The organism is Pseudomonas veronii (assembly GCF_001439695.1).
Classification (GTDB): domain Bacteria; phylum Pseudomonadota; class Gammaproteobacteria; order Pseudomonadales; family Pseudomonadaceae; genus Aquipseudomonas; species Aquipseudomonas veronii.
Genome location: NZ_JYLL01000021.1, coordinates 1 through 14,426 on the forward strand (window position 1 = coordinate 1; position 14,426 = coordinate 14,426).

The 14,426-nt window shown below is 60.3% G+C and carries 16 protein-coding genes; 9 read left to right on the plus strand and 7 right to left on the minus strand.

The annotated features are described in order from the left end of the window. Positions 1-161: 161 nt before the first annotated feature. The gene (gene tyrS, locus TU80_RS21645) at positions 162-1,361 is read right to left on the minus strand and encodes a tyrosine--tRNA ligase (protein WP_017847777.1); all 1,200 of its coding nucleotides are present in this window, start codon (positions 1,359-1,361) and stop codon (positions 162-164) included. 209 nt (positions 1,362-1,570) lie between these two features. Between tyrS and TU80_RS21650 the strand changes: the two genes are divergently transcribed. Continuing rightward, positions 1,571-2,989 (plus strand): peptidoglycan DD-metalloendopeptidase family protein, encoded by a 1,419-nt coding sequence (locus TU80_RS21650; RefSeq protein WP_057005386.1) that lies wholly within the window; start codon positions 1,571-1,573, stop codon positions 2,987-2,989. 3 nt (positions 2,990-2,992) lie between these two features. After that, a complete protein-coding gene (locus TU80_RS21655) occupies positions 2,993-4,084 on the plus strand; it encodes an anhydro-N-acetylmuramic acid kinase (protein ID WP_026140132.1) in 1,092 nt (363 codons plus the stop codon). Positions 4,085-4,162: 78 nt separating this feature from the next. Here the strand turns inward: TU80_RS21655 and erpA are convergent, their stop codons facing one another. Both erpA and argC read right to left on the minus strand, forming a co-directional pair. Further along, positions 4,163-4,513 (minus strand): iron-sulfur cluster insertion protein ErpA, encoded by a 351-nt coding sequence (gene erpA, locus TU80_RS21660; RefSeq protein WP_007906865.1) that lies wholly within the window; start codon positions 4,511-4,513, stop codon positions 4,163-4,165. 165 nt (positions 4,514-4,678) lie between these two features. Continuing rightward, positions 4,679-5,713 carry an N-acetyl-gamma-glutamyl-phosphate reductase gene (argC, locus tag TU80_RS21665; RefSeq protein ID WP_017847781.1) on the minus strand — a complete coding sequence of 345 codons (1,035 nt, stop codon included), beginning with the start codon at positions 5,711-5,713 and terminating at the stop codon, positions 4,679-4,681. Positions 5,714-5,849: 136 nt separating this feature from the next. On the opposite strand from argC, the gene hemJ reads away from it, so the two are divergent. The 6 genes from hemJ (at position 5,850) to coq7 (ending at position 10,287) form a co-directional block, all read left to right on the plus strand. Beyond that, positions 5,850-6,278: a protoporphyrinogen oxidase HemJ gene (gene hemJ, locus TU80_RS21670; protein ID WP_017847782.1), complete on the plus strand. Its 429-nt coding sequence runs from the start codon at positions 5,850-5,852 to the stop codon at positions 6,276-6,278. Positions 6,279-6,302: 24 nt separating this feature from the next. Then, positions 6,303-7,265, plus strand: coding sequence for an NAD(P)H-dependent flavin oxidoreductase (locus TU80_RS21675; RefSeq protein ID WP_046381873.1), 963 nt, complete (start codon positions 6,303-6,305; stop codon positions 7,263-7,265). Between the two features lie 68 nt (positions 7,266-7,333). After that, positions 7,334-8,284, plus strand: a complete 951-nt coding sequence (locus TU80_RS21680) for a DUF805 domain-containing protein (RefSeq protein ID WP_017847784.1) — start codon at positions 7,334-7,336, stop codon at positions 8,282-8,284. Between the two features lie 63 nt (positions 8,285-8,347). Next, on the plus strand, positions 8,348-9,136 hold the full coding sequence (locus TU80_RS21685; RefSeq protein ID WP_017847785.1) for an SDR family NAD(P)-dependent oxidoreductase: 789 nt from the start codon (positions 8,348-8,350) through the stop codon (positions 9,134-9,136). Positions 9,137-9,182: 46 nt separating this feature from the next. Next, the gene (locus TU80_RS21690) at positions 9,183-9,521 is read left to right on the plus strand and encodes a histidine triad nucleotide-binding protein (protein WP_017847786.1); all 339 of its coding nucleotides are present in this window, start codon (positions 9,183-9,185) and stop codon (positions 9,519-9,521) included. A gap of 118 nt (positions 9,522-9,639) precedes the next feature. Continuing rightward, positions 9,640-10,287, plus strand: coding sequence for a 2-polyprenyl-3-methyl-6-methoxy-1,4-benzoquinone monooxygenase (gene coq7 / locus TU80_RS21695; RefSeq protein WP_017847787.1), 648 nt, complete (start codon positions 9,640-9,642; stop codon positions 10,285-10,287). Positions 10,288-10,344: 57 nt separating this feature from the next. On the opposite strand, the gene TU80_RS21700 is transcribed toward coq7, so the two are convergent. Continuing rightward, positions 10,345-10,767 (minus strand): OsmC family protein, encoded by a 423-nt coding sequence (locus TU80_RS21700; protein ID WP_005792019.1) that lies wholly within the window; start codon positions 10,765-10,767, stop codon positions 10,345-10,347. 248 nt (positions 10,768-11,015) lie between these two features. Between TU80_RS21700 and crp the strand changes: the two genes are divergently transcribed. Then, the gene (gene crp / locus TU80_RS21705; RefSeq protein ID WP_017847788.1) at positions 11,016-11,660 is read left to right on the plus strand and encodes a cAMP-activated global transcriptional regulator CRP; all 645 of its coding nucleotides are present in this window, start codon (positions 11,016-11,018) and stop codon (positions 11,658-11,660) included. On the opposite strand, the gene TU80_RS21710 is transcribed toward crp, so the two are convergent. The 3 genes from TU80_RS21710 to trpD all read right to left on the minus strand — a co-directional run bounded on the left by TU80_RS21710 (position 11,657) and on the right by trpD (position 14,417). Continuing rightward, a complete protein-coding gene (locus TU80_RS21710) occupies positions 11,657-12,352 on the minus strand; it encodes a lipoate--protein ligase family protein (RefSeq protein ID WP_057005387.1) in 696 nt (231 codons plus the stop codon). The genes crp and TU80_RS21710 overlap by 4 nt on opposite strands. Before the next feature lie 182 nt (positions 12,353-12,534). Next, entirely contained in the window at positions 12,535-13,371 is an 837-nt protein-coding gene (gene trpC, locus TU80_RS21715) for an indole-3-glycerol phosphate synthase TrpC (protein ID WP_017847790.1), read from the minus strand. Next, positions 13,368-14,417 (minus strand): anthranilate phosphoribosyltransferase, encoded by a 1,050-nt coding sequence (trpD, locus tag TU80_RS21720; RefSeq protein ID WP_017847791.1) that lies wholly within the window; start codon positions 14,415-14,417, stop codon positions 13,368-13,370. The genes trpC and trpD overlap by 4 nt, the downstream gene beginning before the upstream one ends. Between the last annotated feature and the right edge of the window lie 9 nt (positions 14,418-14,426).

A 14,426-nucleotide genomic window follows, 5' to 3' on the forward strand; every position in this document is an offset into this window, starting at 1 on the left:
CACTGCTCTACCAACTCCTTCCAGGCTTCGATGAACTGAAGCAGGTCGCTGTCGAATCTTGCGTAACTCTTTGTTTACCAAGGAGTTTTCCGTTTCGACTGCGCCGGAAGTGGGGCGAATTATAGACAGATATAAATCGCCGTCAACAGTTAATTTCAGACTTATTCGGATTTGAGCGTAATACGCGCAAATGCCTTCTTCCCAGCCTGGCAAACATGGGTCGCACCCAGCGCGTATATAAAGGTGCGATCAACCACTTCACCATCGATACGCACACCACCGGAACCCAAGAGGTCACGCGCGACCGCCGAGTTCTTCACCAGGCCTGCCTTATTAAGGACGGCCGCGATCGGCATTGCCTCGGCAGCAGTCAGCTCGATCTCCGGCAGATCATCCGGCAGCTCACCATCCTTCATCCGGTTGCCCGCCGCACGGTGAGCACTGGCCGCAGCCTCCTCGCCATGGAAACGCGCAACAATCTCTTCAGCCAGCTTGATCTTCACGTCGCGAGGATTGGCACCCGCCTCGACATCCGCACGCAGCGCATTGATCTCATCCATCGAGCGGAAGCTCAACAGCTCGAAGTAACGCCACATCAGCGCATCCGGAATCGAAACCAGCTTGCCGTACATCACGCCCGGCGCTTCCTGGATACCGACATAGTTGCCCAGGGACTTGGACATCTTCTTGACGCCGTCCAACCCTTCCAGCAACGGCATGGTCAGAATGCACTGAGCCTCTTGCCCATACGCACGCTGCAGCTCACGCCCCATCAGAAGGTTGAACTTCTGATCGGTGCCACCCAACTCAACGTCAGCGCGCAACGCCACCGAGTCATAGCCCTGGACCAGCGGGTACAGGAACTCATGAATCGCGATCGGCTGGTTGGTCGAATAGCGCTTGTCGAAGTCATCGCGCTCAAGCATGCGCGCCACGGTGTACTGGGATGTCAGACGAATGAAGTCCGCCGGCCCCATCTTGTCCATCCAGGTGGAGTTGAACGCCACCTCGGTCTTGGCCGGATCGAGAATCTTGAACACCTGGGTCTTGTAGGTCTCGGCATTCTCGAGAACCTGTTCACGGGTCAGCGGCGGACGCGTGGCGCTCTTGCCGCTTGGATCACCGATCATCCCGGTGAAATCCCCTATAAGGAAGATCACCTGATGCCCCAGGTCCTGGAACTGGCGCAGCTTATTGATAAGCACGGTATGGCCCAGGTGCAGATCCGGCGCAGTCGGATCAAAGCCGGCCTTGATACGCAGGGGCTGGCCACGCTTGAGCTTTTCGATCAGCTCCGCCTCGACCAACAGTTCTTCCGCACCACGTTTTATCAGCGCTAGCTGCTCTTCAACCGACTTCATAACAGACCCGCAAGGCTCAGATTCAAAAGGGAACCAACCATACAAGATCAGGGACTAATTACAAGTTTTGCCCTGCGCACGGACACCGTTCGACAAGCCCGGCGTTCGCGAGCTTGCGTCACAGATGATTTGGTTATATTTTATACAGTTATTTCATCTTCATCATGTCAGTCATCTTTTCCATTTCATCTTCAAAGTCAAAATTACCTATGACCACAGAACCGTCTAAAGCGCCGCCGCTTTACCCAAAGACCCACCTGCTCGCTGCAAGTGGTATCGCCGCCCTTCTGAGCCTGGCACTCCTGGTATTCCCTTCCAGTGACGTAGAAGCCAAACGAACATCCCTGAGCCTTGACCTGGAAAGTCCCGCAGAACAACTGACACAAGATCAAGACGCTTCCGACGCGCAACAAGCCACAAATGCACCCGTCGATTCGCCGTTTGCCCAGATCGAAAGCGCCCCGGACGAAACCGACAAAACCGCCCAGCAGCAGGCTGCACCTGCCGTAGCGCAGGCCAAGAGCCCTCAGCATCGCGAGGTGCTCGTCGGCAAGGGCGACACGCTTTCCACCCTGTTCGAGAAGGTCGGCCTACCTGCCACTACGGTTAATGAGGTCTTGGCCAGCGATAAACAAGCCAAGCAATTCACCCAGCTCAAACGCGGTCAAAAACTCGAATTCGAACTGACCCCAGATGGCCAGCTGAACAACCTGCACAGCAACCTCAGCGACCTGGAAAGCATCACCCTGACCAAGGGTGCCAAAGGTTTCGCGTTCAATCGCATCACCACCAAGCCAGTGATGCGCTCCGCCTACGTACATGGCGTCATCAACAGCTCGCTGTCGCAATCGGCCGCTCGTGCCGGCTTGTCCCACAGCATGACCATGGACATGGCCAGCGTGTTTGGCTACGACATCGACTTCGCCCAGGACATCCGCCAGGGTGACGAATTCGACGTGATCTACGAGCAGAAGGTCGCCAACGGCAAAGTGGTCGGCACCGGCAATATCCTCTCCGCGCGCTTTACCAACCGCGGCAAGACCTACACCGCCGTGCGCTACACCAACAAACAAGGCAACAGCAGTTACTACACCGCTGATGGCAACAGCATGCGCAAGGCCTTTATCCGCACACCTGTGGATTTCGCCCGCATCAGCTCGCGCTTCTCCATGGGACGCAAGCACCCCATCCTGAACAAAATCCGCGCCCACAAAGGCGTCGACTATGCAGCGCCGCGCGGCACGCCCATCAAGGCCGCAGGTGACGGCAAGGTACTGTTGGCCGGACGTCGCGGCGGTTACGGCAACACCGTGATCATCCAGCACGGCAACACCTACCGCACGCTGTATGGCCACATGCAAGGCTTCGCCAAGGGCGTACAGACCGGCGGCAACGTGAAGCAGGGCCAGGTGATCGGCTATATCGGCACGACCGGCTTGTCCACCGGCCCACACTTGCACTATGAATTTCAGGTCAATGGCGTACACGTCGACCCGCTGGGCCAGAAACTGCCGATGGCCGACCCGATCGCCAAGGCCGAACGCGCGCGTTTCATGCAACAAAGCCAACCGCTGATGGCACGCATGGATCAGGAGCGCTCCACCCTGCTGGCTTCGGCGAAGCGCTAAGGTATGCCGCTCTATATAGGCGTGATGTCAGGGACCAGCCTCGATGGCCTGGATATCGCCCTGATCGAACAAGAGGCGGCGATCAAGCTGATCGCCACTCACTACATCCCCATGCCAGACAGCTTGCGCGCGGAGCTGCTTGGCCTGTGCGCCAGCGGCCCGGATGAGATCGCCCGCTCGGCAATGGCCCAGCAGCACTGGGTGACACTCGCCGCCCAGGGCATCCATGCCCTGCTCGACCAGCACAACCTCAAGCCCCAGGACATTCGCGCGATCGGCAGCCATGGGCAGACTATCCGCCATGAACCGGCACGCGGCTTCACCGTACAGATCGGCAACCCTGCCTTGCTCACCGAATTGACCGGCATCACCGTGGTCAGCGACTTCCGCAGCCGCGACGTTGCCGCAGGTGGTCAGGGTGCGCCATTGGTACCGGCCTTTCATGAAGCACTGTTTGACGAACGCAGCGGGAATCGTGCGGTTTTGAACGTCGGAGGTTTCAGCAACCTCAGCTTGATCGAGACCGGAAAACCCGTAGCCGGCTTCGACTGCGGCCCGGGCAATGTCTTGCTGGATGCCTGGATTCATCAACAGCGCGGCGAACACTTTGATCGCGAGGGTCAATGGGCCGCCAGCGGCAAAGTCGAACCTCAGTTGCTCAACGCGCTGCTCAGTGACCCTTTTTTCTTGACCAAAGGCCCGAAAAGCACCGGGCGCGAAGTGTTCAACCTGGGATGGCTGCAACAACACCTGGCGCGCCTACCCGCCTTCGCCCCCCAGGACATCCAGGCCACGCTGCTGGAACTGACGGCCCTGACCATCGTCGAGGCCCTGCAAACCGCCCAACCCCAGACAAACACCCTGCTTGTCTGCGGCGGCGGCGCGCATAACCGCACGCTGATGAAGCGCCTGGCCACGCTATTGCCATCGACCCAGGTCAGCAGCACCGCCACCTGCGGCGTAGATCCCGATTGGGTCGAAGCCATGGCCTTCGCCTGGCTGGCCCATTGCTGCCTCGAAGGCATCGCCGCCAACCGCCCCAGCGTCACTGGCGCACGCGGGCTACGGGTGCTGGGCGCGATCTACCCCGCCTGACTGCCCGCCAGAATCCGCAGACAGCAAAACGCCGCTTGGCCGATCAAAGCCAAGCGGCGTTTTTATATCCGCTACCGATCAGATCGAGAACGAAGACCCGCAACCACACGTAGTCGTGGCATTAGGGTTCTTGATCACGAAACGCGAACCCTCCAGACCTTCCTGGTAATCCACCTCGGCGCCTGCCAGGTATTGGAAACTCATGGGGTCCACAACCAGGCTCACGCCCTCGCGCTCGACGATGGTGTCGTCATCGGCCACTTCTTCATCGAAGGTAAAACCGTACTGAAACCCTGAACAACCGCCGCCCGTAACAAATACGCGCAGCTTCAAGCGATCATTACCCTCTTCATCGACCAGGCTCTTCACCTTGTGCGCAGCACCGTGGGTGAATTGCAAAGCCGTGGGGGTGAAGGACTCAACGCTCATGCTGATAATCTCCCGGCGTACCGCCGCCATATGCGTAATGGTCGGTATTATCCGCTTCTCCTAGAAAAGCGGTCAACTATTGTTACGGTATATCAATCTGCGCAGCCGCCATTAAAAACACAAAAGGCCCGATCGACGGGCCTTCTGCTTGGCGACCTGACAGCCTTACGGCAGCATGCCTGCGTGGGACAGGCCCAGCTTCTCATCCAGGCCGAACAGGATGTTCATGTTCTGCACCGCCTGGCCCGAAGCGCCCTTGACCAGATTGTCGATCACCGACAGCACCACCACCAGATCACCGTCCTGCGGCCGATGCACGGCAATCCGGCACACGTTGGCGCCGCGCACACTGCGGGTTTCCGGATGGCTGCCGGCCGGCATCACATCGACGAACGGCTCGTTGGCGTAACGCTTTTCAAACAGCGCCTGCAAATCCACCGAGCGATCCACCACCGTCGCATACAGTGTCGAGTGAATGCCACGGATCATCGGAGTCAGGTGCGGCACGAAGGTCAGCCCCACATCCTTACCGGCGGCGCGACGCAGCCCCTGGCGGATTTCCGGCAGATGACGATGCCCTTTTACCGCGTAGGCCTTCATGCTTTCCGACGTCTCGGAGTACAGCGACCCCACCGCCGCCCCACGCCCGGCGCCGCTGACGCCCGACTTGCAGTCGGCAATCAAGCGCGAAACGTCGGCCAGCCCGGCTTCGAGCAATGGCAGGAAGCCCAACTGCGTCGCGGTCGGATAGCAACCCGGCACGGCGATCAAGCGCGCTTGCTTGATCTGCTCACGATTGACTTCCGGCAGGCCGTACACCGCCTCTTCCAACAGCTGCGGCGCGCCGTGTGGCTGGCCGTACCATTTGGCCCACTCGTCGGCGTCCTGCAGGCGGAAGTCCGCCGACAGATCGATGACCTTGGTGCCCGCGGCCAGCAACTCGCCGGCCAGCGCATGGGCTACGCCGTGGGGGGTGGCAAAGAACACCACGTCACAGGCACCGAGGGTCTTGATGTCCGGCACGCTGAACGCCAGGCCGTCGTAATGGCCTCGCAGGTTCGGGTACATATCGGCCACAGCCAGGCCGGCCTCGGATCGGGAAGTGATGACCACCACCTCAGCTTGCGGATGCTGAGCCAACAGACGCAGCAATTCGACACCGGTGTAACCCGTGCCGCCGACGATACCGACCTTGACCATAAACCTGCCCTCAAAGAACCCACTGGAAAGCCGTCGATAATAGGGGCCGCATTGTCCTGCGACAACCGCCAAGGTGACGTAAGGACGCATGAGCCACTACTATCTTCAGTTACCGTGAACCTGGGAATAACTAAAAATGCTTTATCTATGGGTCAAAGCCTTCCATATCGTCAGCATCGTGTGCTGGTTTGCCGGGCTGTTCTACCTGCCGCGCCTGTTCGTCTACCACGCCCAAAGCGAAGACACCGTCAGCAAGGAACGCTTCAGCGTCATGGAGCGCAAGCTGTATCGCGGCATCATGGGCCCGTCGATGCTTGCCACGCTGGTCTTCGGCATCTGGATGATCGCCCTCAACCCCGGCCTCTTCCATATGGGCGCCTGGCTCCACGTCAAGCTGACCCTGGTCGTTCTGCTGATCGGTTACCACCACATGTGCGGCGCACAGGTAAAACGCTTCGCCCGTGGCGAAAACACCCGCAGCCATGTCTTTTATCGCTGGTTCAATGAGTTCCCGGTTCTGATATTGCTGGCTATCGTAATTCTGGTCGTGGTCAAACCGTTCTAACGTCAATGCCTCGGGGTACCTCCAATGTCGCTGCCCGCTTTGCTTGAACAACGTCTGCGCCTGCCCGTCGTGGCCGCGCCGATGTTCCTGATTTCCAATCCGCAACTGGTTCTGGCGTGCTGCCGCAATGGCGTGGTCGGAAGTTTCCCGGCACTGAACCAGCGCGAAAGCAGTGGCTTCAAGGCCTGGCTGGAGGAAATCGAAGCGGGCCTGGCGCAGTTGAGCAACCCGGCGCCCTACGCCGTCAACCTCATCGTCCACCACAGCAACCCACGGTTGGAGGCAGACCTGGCGATCTGCGTCGAGCACAAGGTGCCGATCGTCATCACCAGCCTCGGCGCGGTGAAGGCGTTGGTCGATGCGGTACACAGCTACGGCGGCCTGGTCTTCCATGACGTCACCACTCGACGTCACGCCGAGAAAGCCGCCGAAGCCGGGGTGGACGGCCTGATCGCCGTGGCCGCCGGCGCCGGTGGCCATGCCGGCACCTGGAGCCCGTTCGCGTTGATCGCCGAGATTCGCCAGTTTTTCGACAAAACCCTGCTGCTGGCCGGCTGCCTCAACCACGGGCACGAGATCCTGGCCGCCCAGTTGCTGGGCGCGGACCTGGCGTATCTGGGCACGCGGTTTATCGCCACCGCCGAAAGCCACGCGCCGGATGCGTATAAAGAGATGCTGCTCACATCAGGCGCCGTCGACATCGTGCACACTGCCGCAGTCTCCGGCGTGCCCGCGAGCTTCATGCGCCAGAGCCTGACAAACGCCGGTTTCGACCTGGCCGCCCTGCAAGGCAAAGGCGAAGTCAATTTCGGCGCCAAGCTCAAGCCGTTGAACGACGAGGCCAAGGCCTGGAAGACCGTATGGTCTGCCGGCCAGGGCGTCGGTGAGATCGATGATTTGCCCGGCGTCGATGAACTCGTTGCGCGCCTGGATGCCGAATACCGCGAAGCCCGCGAGAAGGCGGCACAGTTGCGCTGGCCGCGCTGATACACTTGCCGGGCCCGCCCATTGAAGCGGGCCTGCCCCCTCCCCTGTAACATGACAAGGATGCCCGCATGAGCGACAACCGTTTCAAGATTGTGTTTGATGGAGCCCTGCTCCCGGGTGTCGAAAGCACCACCGCTAAACTGAATCTCGCCGAATTGTTCAAAAGCAACGTTGAGGCCATCGAGAAGCTCTTTACCGGTCGCCCCGTCGCCCTCAAGCGCGACCTCGCGCGCCCCGATGCCGAAACCTACCTCACCGCGCTGAAGAACGCCGGGATCGACGCGCGTATCGAAGCCGAACAGCCCGTGGCCTTCAGCCTTGACGAAACCCACGAGACCGAGCCCTCTGCCCGCCCTGCCGCCTCCCCGTATGCACCACCGCGTGCCGCAGTGGGTGACGATTTGCCGGAGTACGCCGAGCTCAAGATCTTCACGATCCATGGCCGCATCGGTCGCCTGCGCTACCTGGCCTGGACGCTGGTACTCACCGTCGCGATGCTCGTCGCCTCGGGCATCCTCGCCACTGCCGGCTTCGCCGTGGCGACCGCTTCGCCGACGGCGGGCATCATCCTGGGCTCGCTGCTGGGTTTCGCGCTGTTCGTGGCGATTGTCTGGGTCAGCGTGCAAATCGGCGTGCAGCGTCTGCACGACCTGGGCTGGTCCGGCTGGCTGTACCTGCTGAACCTGGTGCCGCTGGTGAACAGCATTTTCCCGCTGCTGCTGCTGGTGTTGCCAGGTAACACCGGCGCCAACCAGTACGGTGCGCCGCCACCGCGCAACTCCACGGCAGTGAAAGTCCTGGCCTCCCTGTGGCTGGCATTTATTCCGTTGATGCTCATCATCTTGATGGCCTTGGGGATGAACGGCTACCTGGACCAACTCGAAAGCAACGTGGACAGCAGCTACGAAAGCAGCTCCATCACCTCCGATGAAGACGCCGATCAAAGCGTGATCGTCAATGAAGAAGACGTGCAAAGTGCTGACGACGCGGCCGAACCTGTAGACTCTCCAGAACAGTGAAAAAACGCCCGCCGCCTGTGATGCCTCTGTCACAGGTCCGGCGGCGTTGCGATGGAGAAAGGCATGACCCGTTACGCTCTGATCACCGGTGCCTCCAGCGGCATCGGCCTGGCCTTGGCCGAAGCACTGGCCCGGCGCGGCCGCAGCTTGATTCTGGTGGCCCGCCAGCGTGATCAGTTGGAAAGCATTGCAATCGAATTGACGCAACGCTTCGGCGTCGAGGTGCTGTTCCGCGCCTGCGACCTGGGTGAGCCGCTGCGTTTGTCCGGGTTCCTGTTGGAGCTTGAGGAAGGCGAGCGGCAGATCGACTTGCTGGTCAACTGCGCTGGCATGGGCACCAGCGGGCCGTTCCTGGCCCAGGACTGGATGACCGAGCAGGACCTGATCGAAGTCAACATCCTCGCCCTGACCCGTATGTGTCACGCCCTCGGCAATGCCATGGCCCTGCATGGCGGCGGGCAGATCCTCAACGTCGCCTCGATCGCCGCATTCCAGCCCGGCCCGTGGATGAGCAGTTACTACGCCAGCAAAGCCTATGTATTGCACTTCTCCGAAGGCCTGCGCGAAGAATTGAAAACCTGCGGTATCAAGGTCTCGGTGCTGTGCCCCGGCCCGACGCGCACGGCCTTCTTTGGCACGGCGCAAATGGACACCGCCAAGCTCGAGCGCAGCGCGCACTTGATGAGCCCGGAAGAAGTGGCGCTCTACACCGTGCGCGCCCTGGAAAAAAACCAAGCCATCATCATCCCCGGCCGCCGCAATCGCTGGCTCGCCTTTAGTCCGCGCTTGAGCCCACGCTGGCTGACCCGCAAGCTCGCCGGCGCGATCAACAAGGCCTATTGCCCGCGCTGAAGGCCTGAGTACACTCACCCTGCACATTCACCATGGAGAAACAGCTTTGGATACTCTGTTCACCAAGATCATCAACAGAGAAATACCCGCGAAGATCATCTATGAAGATGATCAGGTCCTCGCCTTCCACGATATCGCCCCACAAGCGCCGGTACATTTTCTGGTTATCCCGAAAAAACCGATCCGCACCCTGAACGATCTGACCGAAAGCGACAAAACCCTGGCTGGGCACATCCTGTTCACCGCTCAGCGCCTGGCCCTGGAACAGGGCTGCGAGAAGGGCTTTCGTGTGGTGATGAACTGCAATGAAGACGGTGGACAGACCGTTTACCATATCCACATGCATGTGCTGGGTCAGCGCCAGATGAACTGGCCGCCGGGCTGATACGCCTGACACACGGGTCGCCGGCCTCCCGCATGCGACCCCATGCCCTTGACTCAACGCAAACGCTTCGCCCTCTCTTGCGGTAAACTGGCCGCCGAGATTCTTCCCGGAGGTCAGCATGACTACCCAACGTCACTACTCGCCGATTGACCGTCTGTTGTTGCAAGCCGACACGGCCATACGCACGCTGCTGCCATTCAGCGGCCAGCCGTATCGCCCGTCGCCCGCCATCGTGCAGCCCGATGCACAGATGAACGAGACCGACACCCGCCACGTCGCCGGCCTGATGCGTATCAACCATACCGGCGAAGTCTGTGCCCAGGCGCTGTACCAGGGCCAGGCGCTGACCGCCAAGCTGCCGCAAGTGCGCGCAGCCATGGAGCATGCCGCCGAGGAAGAAATCGACCACCTGGCCTGGTGCGAGCAACGCATTCGCCAATTGGGCAGCCATCCCAGCGTGCTGAACCCGCTGTTCTATGGCCTGTCGTTTGGGATTGGCGCCGCAGCCGGCTTGATCAGCGACAAAGTCAGCCTGGGGTTTGTCGCGGCCACGGAACAGCAAGTATGCAAGCACCTGGATGAGCACCTGGAACAGTTACCGACCGAAGACGAAAAGTCCCGGGCGATTCTTGAACAGATGCGTATCGACGAAGAACACCACGCAGAAAGCGCACTGGACGCCGGTGGTTTCCGCTTCCCGGCGCCGGTGAGGTTTGGCATGAGCCTGATGGCCAAGGTCATGACCAAAAGCACCTACCGCATCTAACCTGCAAAAAAGGGCGCTATCAAAGCGCCCTGTCTTTATTGCCGACGAATCCCTGGATCAGCCCAACTCAATGATTTCGTAATCATGGGTAATGGCGACACCGGCCGCGCCCAGCATGATCGACGCCGAGCAATACTTCTCGGCCGACAGCTCGATGGCACGTTTGACTTGGGCTTCTTTCAGCGCCCGGCCCTTGACCACGAAATGCATATGGATCTTGGTGAACACCTTGGGATCTTCAGTCGCACGCTCGGCTTCGAGGAAGGCTTCGCAGCTTTCCACGGCCTGGCGGGACTTTTTCAGAATGCTGACCACGTCGAAATTGCTGCAACCGCCTACACCAAGCAGGAGCATTTCCATCGGGCGTACGCCCAGGTTGCGGCCACCGGCTTCCGGCGGACCGTCCATGACCACGACATGGCCACTGCCCGACTCACCGAGGAACATGGCTTCGCCCGCCCATTGGATGCGTGCCTTCATCGCCCAGACTCCACTGCTAAAAAAGGGTCGCCAGCTTAGCACACGGCCCGCGGCCGGCAGCTTTTGCGCGTAAAACCATCAATCGCCACAGTTACCCGGTAAATTGGCTAATCGAGTCACAATGTGTCTGGTAAGCTGGCGCCAAATGAATGGCGCATTGCCATCCTTTGTACAACGTGTATCAATGCAGATACAGCTGGATAAAAACAATTCCAACCACCCTGTGCAGTCTTTTTCGGGATACAACCATGGTTGCTTTTACTCCCATACCCAAGATCAAGAATCTCGACAGACTGCTGACGCATTGCCAGAGTCGTCGTTACCCGGCCAAGCACAACATCATCTGCGCAGGCGAACGCTCCGAAACACTGTTCTTCATTATCAAGGGCTCGGTCACCATCCTGATCGAGGATGAAGACGGCCGCGAGATGATCATTGCCTACCTCAATACCGGCGATTTCTTCGGCGAGCTGGGGTTATTTGAACAAGCGGGCAAAGAACAGGAGCGCAGCGCCTGGGTGCGGACCAAAATCGAGAGCGAAGTGGCCGAGATCAGTTACACGAAGTTTCGTGAACTGACCCAGCACGATCCCGACATCCTTTATGCACTGAGCGGCCAGATTGCCCAGCGCCTGCGGGACACCACGCGCAAAGTCGGCGACCTGGCATTCTTTGATGTCACCGGCCGTGTGGCCCGCTGTCTGTTGGAGCTGTGCAAGCAGCCTGACGCGATGACTCACCCCGATGGTATGCAGATCAAAGTCACGCGCCAGGAGATCGGGCGCATTGTCGGTTGTTCACGGGAGATGGTCGGTCGCGTGCTCAAGGATCTGGAAGAACGCAACCTGGTAGACGTCAAAGGCAAGACGATGGTGGTGTTCGGCACCCGTTAAACCGGCAGGAAGCTGGCCAGCATCTGCCGGTACAACGCATCCAGCCGGCTGAGCGCGTCCGGTGCGGGGAAGGCTTCGTGCAGGGCGATATGGCTGTCGGCGCGAACGCGCTGTTCCAGGCCGCAGGCTTGATTGAAGCGATTGACCGCCGCGATCAGTTCTTCGCGATTGTTGTCCAGCAACAAGGCTCCGTGTACCAGCCCCACCGGACGGCCACCACTTTGGCGCCAGCGCTGGGCGGTGCCGACCATTTTGCGGCCATTGAGGTTGACGTTGTAGCGGCCGTCGCAGAACGCGCCGTCGATTTCGCCGACGGAAGCATCGCCGCCCAGTTCGATCAGCAAGTCACAGATCGGCTGGCACAAACGCAGGTAGCCGGTTTCGATGCGCCCCTGATCGCCTTCGCTGCGCGGCGGTGCGTAGACCAGGGCGATATTGACCGTGGCGTTTGATTGCGGCACCGGCTCGCCGCCGGTTTCGCGTAACAGCACCGGCCAGCCGGCCGCGGCTGACACTTGGCTGGCCACGTCAAACCCCGGCAGTCGGCTCAAGCGCCGCGGCATCACCAATGCCTGATCACTGGGCTGCCAGAACAGCAGGCCAAACGCCTGCTCCCCTGCACAAACAGCCGCCAGCAGGTTTTGCTCGGCAGCAAGCCCGGCTTCGACGCTCATCGACACTGGCTGGATCATCGAACACCTACCTCGCTGAATAAATACAAAACCCAATGTGAATGTGGGAGGGGGCTTGCCCCCGATGGCGGAGTGTCAGTCAGTACATCTATCAACTGATACACCGCCATCGGGGGCAAGTCGAACCGTCGCACCGCCCCTCCCACATGTTGACCGCACTTCAAATACTGACCGCGGTTTGATCAATCCAGGGTCGAACCGCTGACTGCCACACCACGCTCCGGGAAGAACAGGCGTTGCAGTTCGGCGCCCGGGTTCTCGGCGCGCATGAAGGTCTCGCCCACCAGGAACGAATACACGTCGCTGATTTCCATCAGTTCCACGTCGGCGCGGTTAACAATGCCGCTTTCGGTAATCACCAGGCGGTCGCGCGGGATACGCGGCAGCAGGTCGAGGGTGTTTTCCAGGCTGACTTCGAAGGTGTGCAGGTTGCGGTTGTTGACCCCCACCAGCGGTGTGTCGAGGGTTTTCAGCGCACGTTCCAGCTCATCGCCGTCGTGGACTTCCACCAGCACGTCGAGGCCGACGCTTTTGGCCACGGCCGCCAGCTCGGCCATCTTCACGTCATCCAGCGCGGAGACGATCAGCAGCACACAGTCGGCGCCCAGGGCACGGGCTTCAACGATCTGGTATGGATCGATCATGAAGTCCTTGCGGATCACCGGCAACTTGCACGCGGCGCGGGCCTGTTGCAGGAACAGGTCGGAACCCTGGAAGAAATCGACATCAGTCAGCACGGAGAGGCAAGTCGCCCCGCCTCTCTCATAGCTGGCGGCGATGTCGGCCGGTACGAAGTTTTCGCGGATCACGCCTTTGCTTGGCGAGGCCTTCTTGATTTCAGCGATGACAGCCGGCTGCTTGAGCTTGGCCTGAGCGATCAATGCCTTGGCGAAGCCACGCGGCGCATCGGCGATTTTCGCCTGGCTTTCCAGCTCGGCCAGGCTCACGCGGGCACGGCGTTCCGCGACTTCTTCGGCTTTGCGGGCCAGGATCTTTTCCAGAACGGTCGGCACACTCATCCTTCATTCTCCATCTTGAACACCGCAGTAAAGGCCCCCAGTTCTTCGAGCTTCTCGCGGGCAAGGCCGGTGTGCAATGCATCATGCGCGAGGGCCACGCCTTCGTTAAGACTATAGGCGTGATCGGCGGCATAAAGCGCGGCACCGGCATTGAGCACAATCATTTCGGCGGCTTTCTGGCCGTTTTCGGTCTTGCGACGCCCCAAGGCATCCTGAATCAGCGCCAGGGAGTCCGCCGGGCTTTCCACTGCCAGGCCATGCAGGCTCTGGCTCTTCATGCCGAGGTCTTCGGGCTCGACCCAATATTCGGTGATCTGATCATTCTTCAGCTCCGCCACAAAGGTCGGCGCCGCCAGGCTGAATTCGTCCAGGCCATCTTTGGAATGCACCACAAGCACATGCTTGCTGCCCAGGCGCTGCAACACTTCGGCCAACGGCCGGCACAACGCCTGGCTGAACACGCCGACCACCTGATGCTTCACACCGGCCGGATTCGTAAGCGGGCCGAGCATGTTGAACAGGGTGCGCAGGCCGAGATCCTTGCGCGGGCCGGCGGCGTGTTTCATCGCGCCGTGGTGGGACTGCGCAAACATGAAGCCGATGCCCACGTTGTCGATGCAGCGCGCCACTTGTACGGGGGTCAGGTTCAGGTAGATCCCGGCCGCTTCGAGCAGATCCGCGCTGCCGCTTTTGCCGGACACCGCTCGGTTGCCGTGTTTGGCCACGGTGCAACCCGCTGCCGCGACCACGAAGGAGGCCGCCGTGGACACGTTGAAAATATTCGCACCGTCGCCGCCGGTGCCGACCACGTCGACCACGCCGTCGAGGGTCTTGAGCTCGACCTTGTCCGCCAGCTCGCGCATCACCGACACGGCGCCGACGATTTCGTCGATGCTCTCGCTCTTCATACGCATCGCCATCATGAACGCGCCGATCTGCGCGTCGGTGCATTGACCGGTCATGATCTCACGCATCACATCGCTCATTTCCGCGGTGCTCAGGTCCAGATGGCCGACGATACGGCTCAGGGCAGTCTTGATATCCATGAAAAGTCC

What these genes read in the sequence shown, in the direction of transcription:
- tyrS (WP_017847777.1), bottom strand. Translation starts at nt 1,361, where the DNA reads ATGAAGTCGGTTGAAGAGCAGCTAGCGCTGATAAAACGTGGTGCGGAA.
- TU80_RS21650 (WP_057005386.1), top strand. Translation starts at nt 1,571, where the DNA reads ATGACCACAGAACCGTCTAAAGCGCCGCCGCTTTACCCAAAGACCCAC.
- TU80_RS21655 (WP_026140132.1), top strand. Translation starts at nt 2,993, where the DNA reads ATGCCGCTCTATATAGGCGTGATGTCAGGGACCAGCCTCGATGGCCTG.
- erpA (WP_007906865.1), bottom strand. Translation starts at nt 4,513, where the DNA reads ATGAGCGTTGAGTCCTTCACCCCCACGGCTTTGCAATTCACCCACGGT.
- argC (WP_017847781.1), bottom strand. Translation starts at nt 5,713, where the DNA reads ATGGTCAAGGTCGGTATCGTCGGCGGCACGGGTTACACCGGTGTCGAA.
- hemJ (WP_017847782.1), top strand. Translation starts at nt 5,850, where the DNA reads ATGCTTTATCTATGGGTCAAAGCCTTCCATATCGTCAGCATCGTGTGC.
- TU80_RS21675 (WP_046381873.1), top strand. Translation starts at nt 6,303, where the DNA reads ATGTCGCTGCCCGCTTTGCTTGAACAACGTCTGCGCCTGCCCGTCGTG.
- TU80_RS21680 (WP_017847784.1), top strand. Translation starts at nt 7,334, where the DNA reads ATGAGCGACAACCGTTTCAAGATTGTGTTTGATGGAGCCCTGCTCCCG.
- TU80_RS21685 (WP_017847785.1), top strand. Translation starts at nt 8,348, where the DNA reads ATGACCCGTTACGCTCTGATCACCGGTGCCTCCAGCGGCATCGGCCTG.
- coq7 (WP_017847787.1), top strand. Translation starts at nt 9,640, where the DNA reads ATGACTACCCAACGTCACTACTCGCCGATTGACCGTCTGTTGTTGCAA.
- TU80_RS21700 (WP_005792019.1), bottom strand. Translation starts at nt 10,767, where the DNA reads ATGAAGGCACGCATCCAATGGGCGGGCGAAGCCATGTTCCTCGGTGAG.
- crp (WP_017847788.1), top strand. Translation starts at nt 11,016, where the DNA reads ATGGTTGCTTTTACTCCCATACCCAAGATCAAGAATCTCGACAGACTG.
- TU80_RS21710 (WP_057005387.1), bottom strand. Translation starts at nt 12,352, where the DNA reads ATGATCCAGCCAGTGTCGATGAGCGTCGAAGCCGGGCTTGCTGCCGAG.
- trpC (WP_017847790.1), bottom strand. Translation starts at nt 13,371, where the DNA reads ATGAGTGTGCCGACCGTTCTGGAAAAGATCCTGGCCCGCAAAGCCGAA.
- trpD (WP_017847791.1), bottom strand. Translation starts at nt 14,417, where the DNA reads ATGGATATCAAGACTGCCCTGAGCCGTATCGTCGGCCATCTGGACCTG.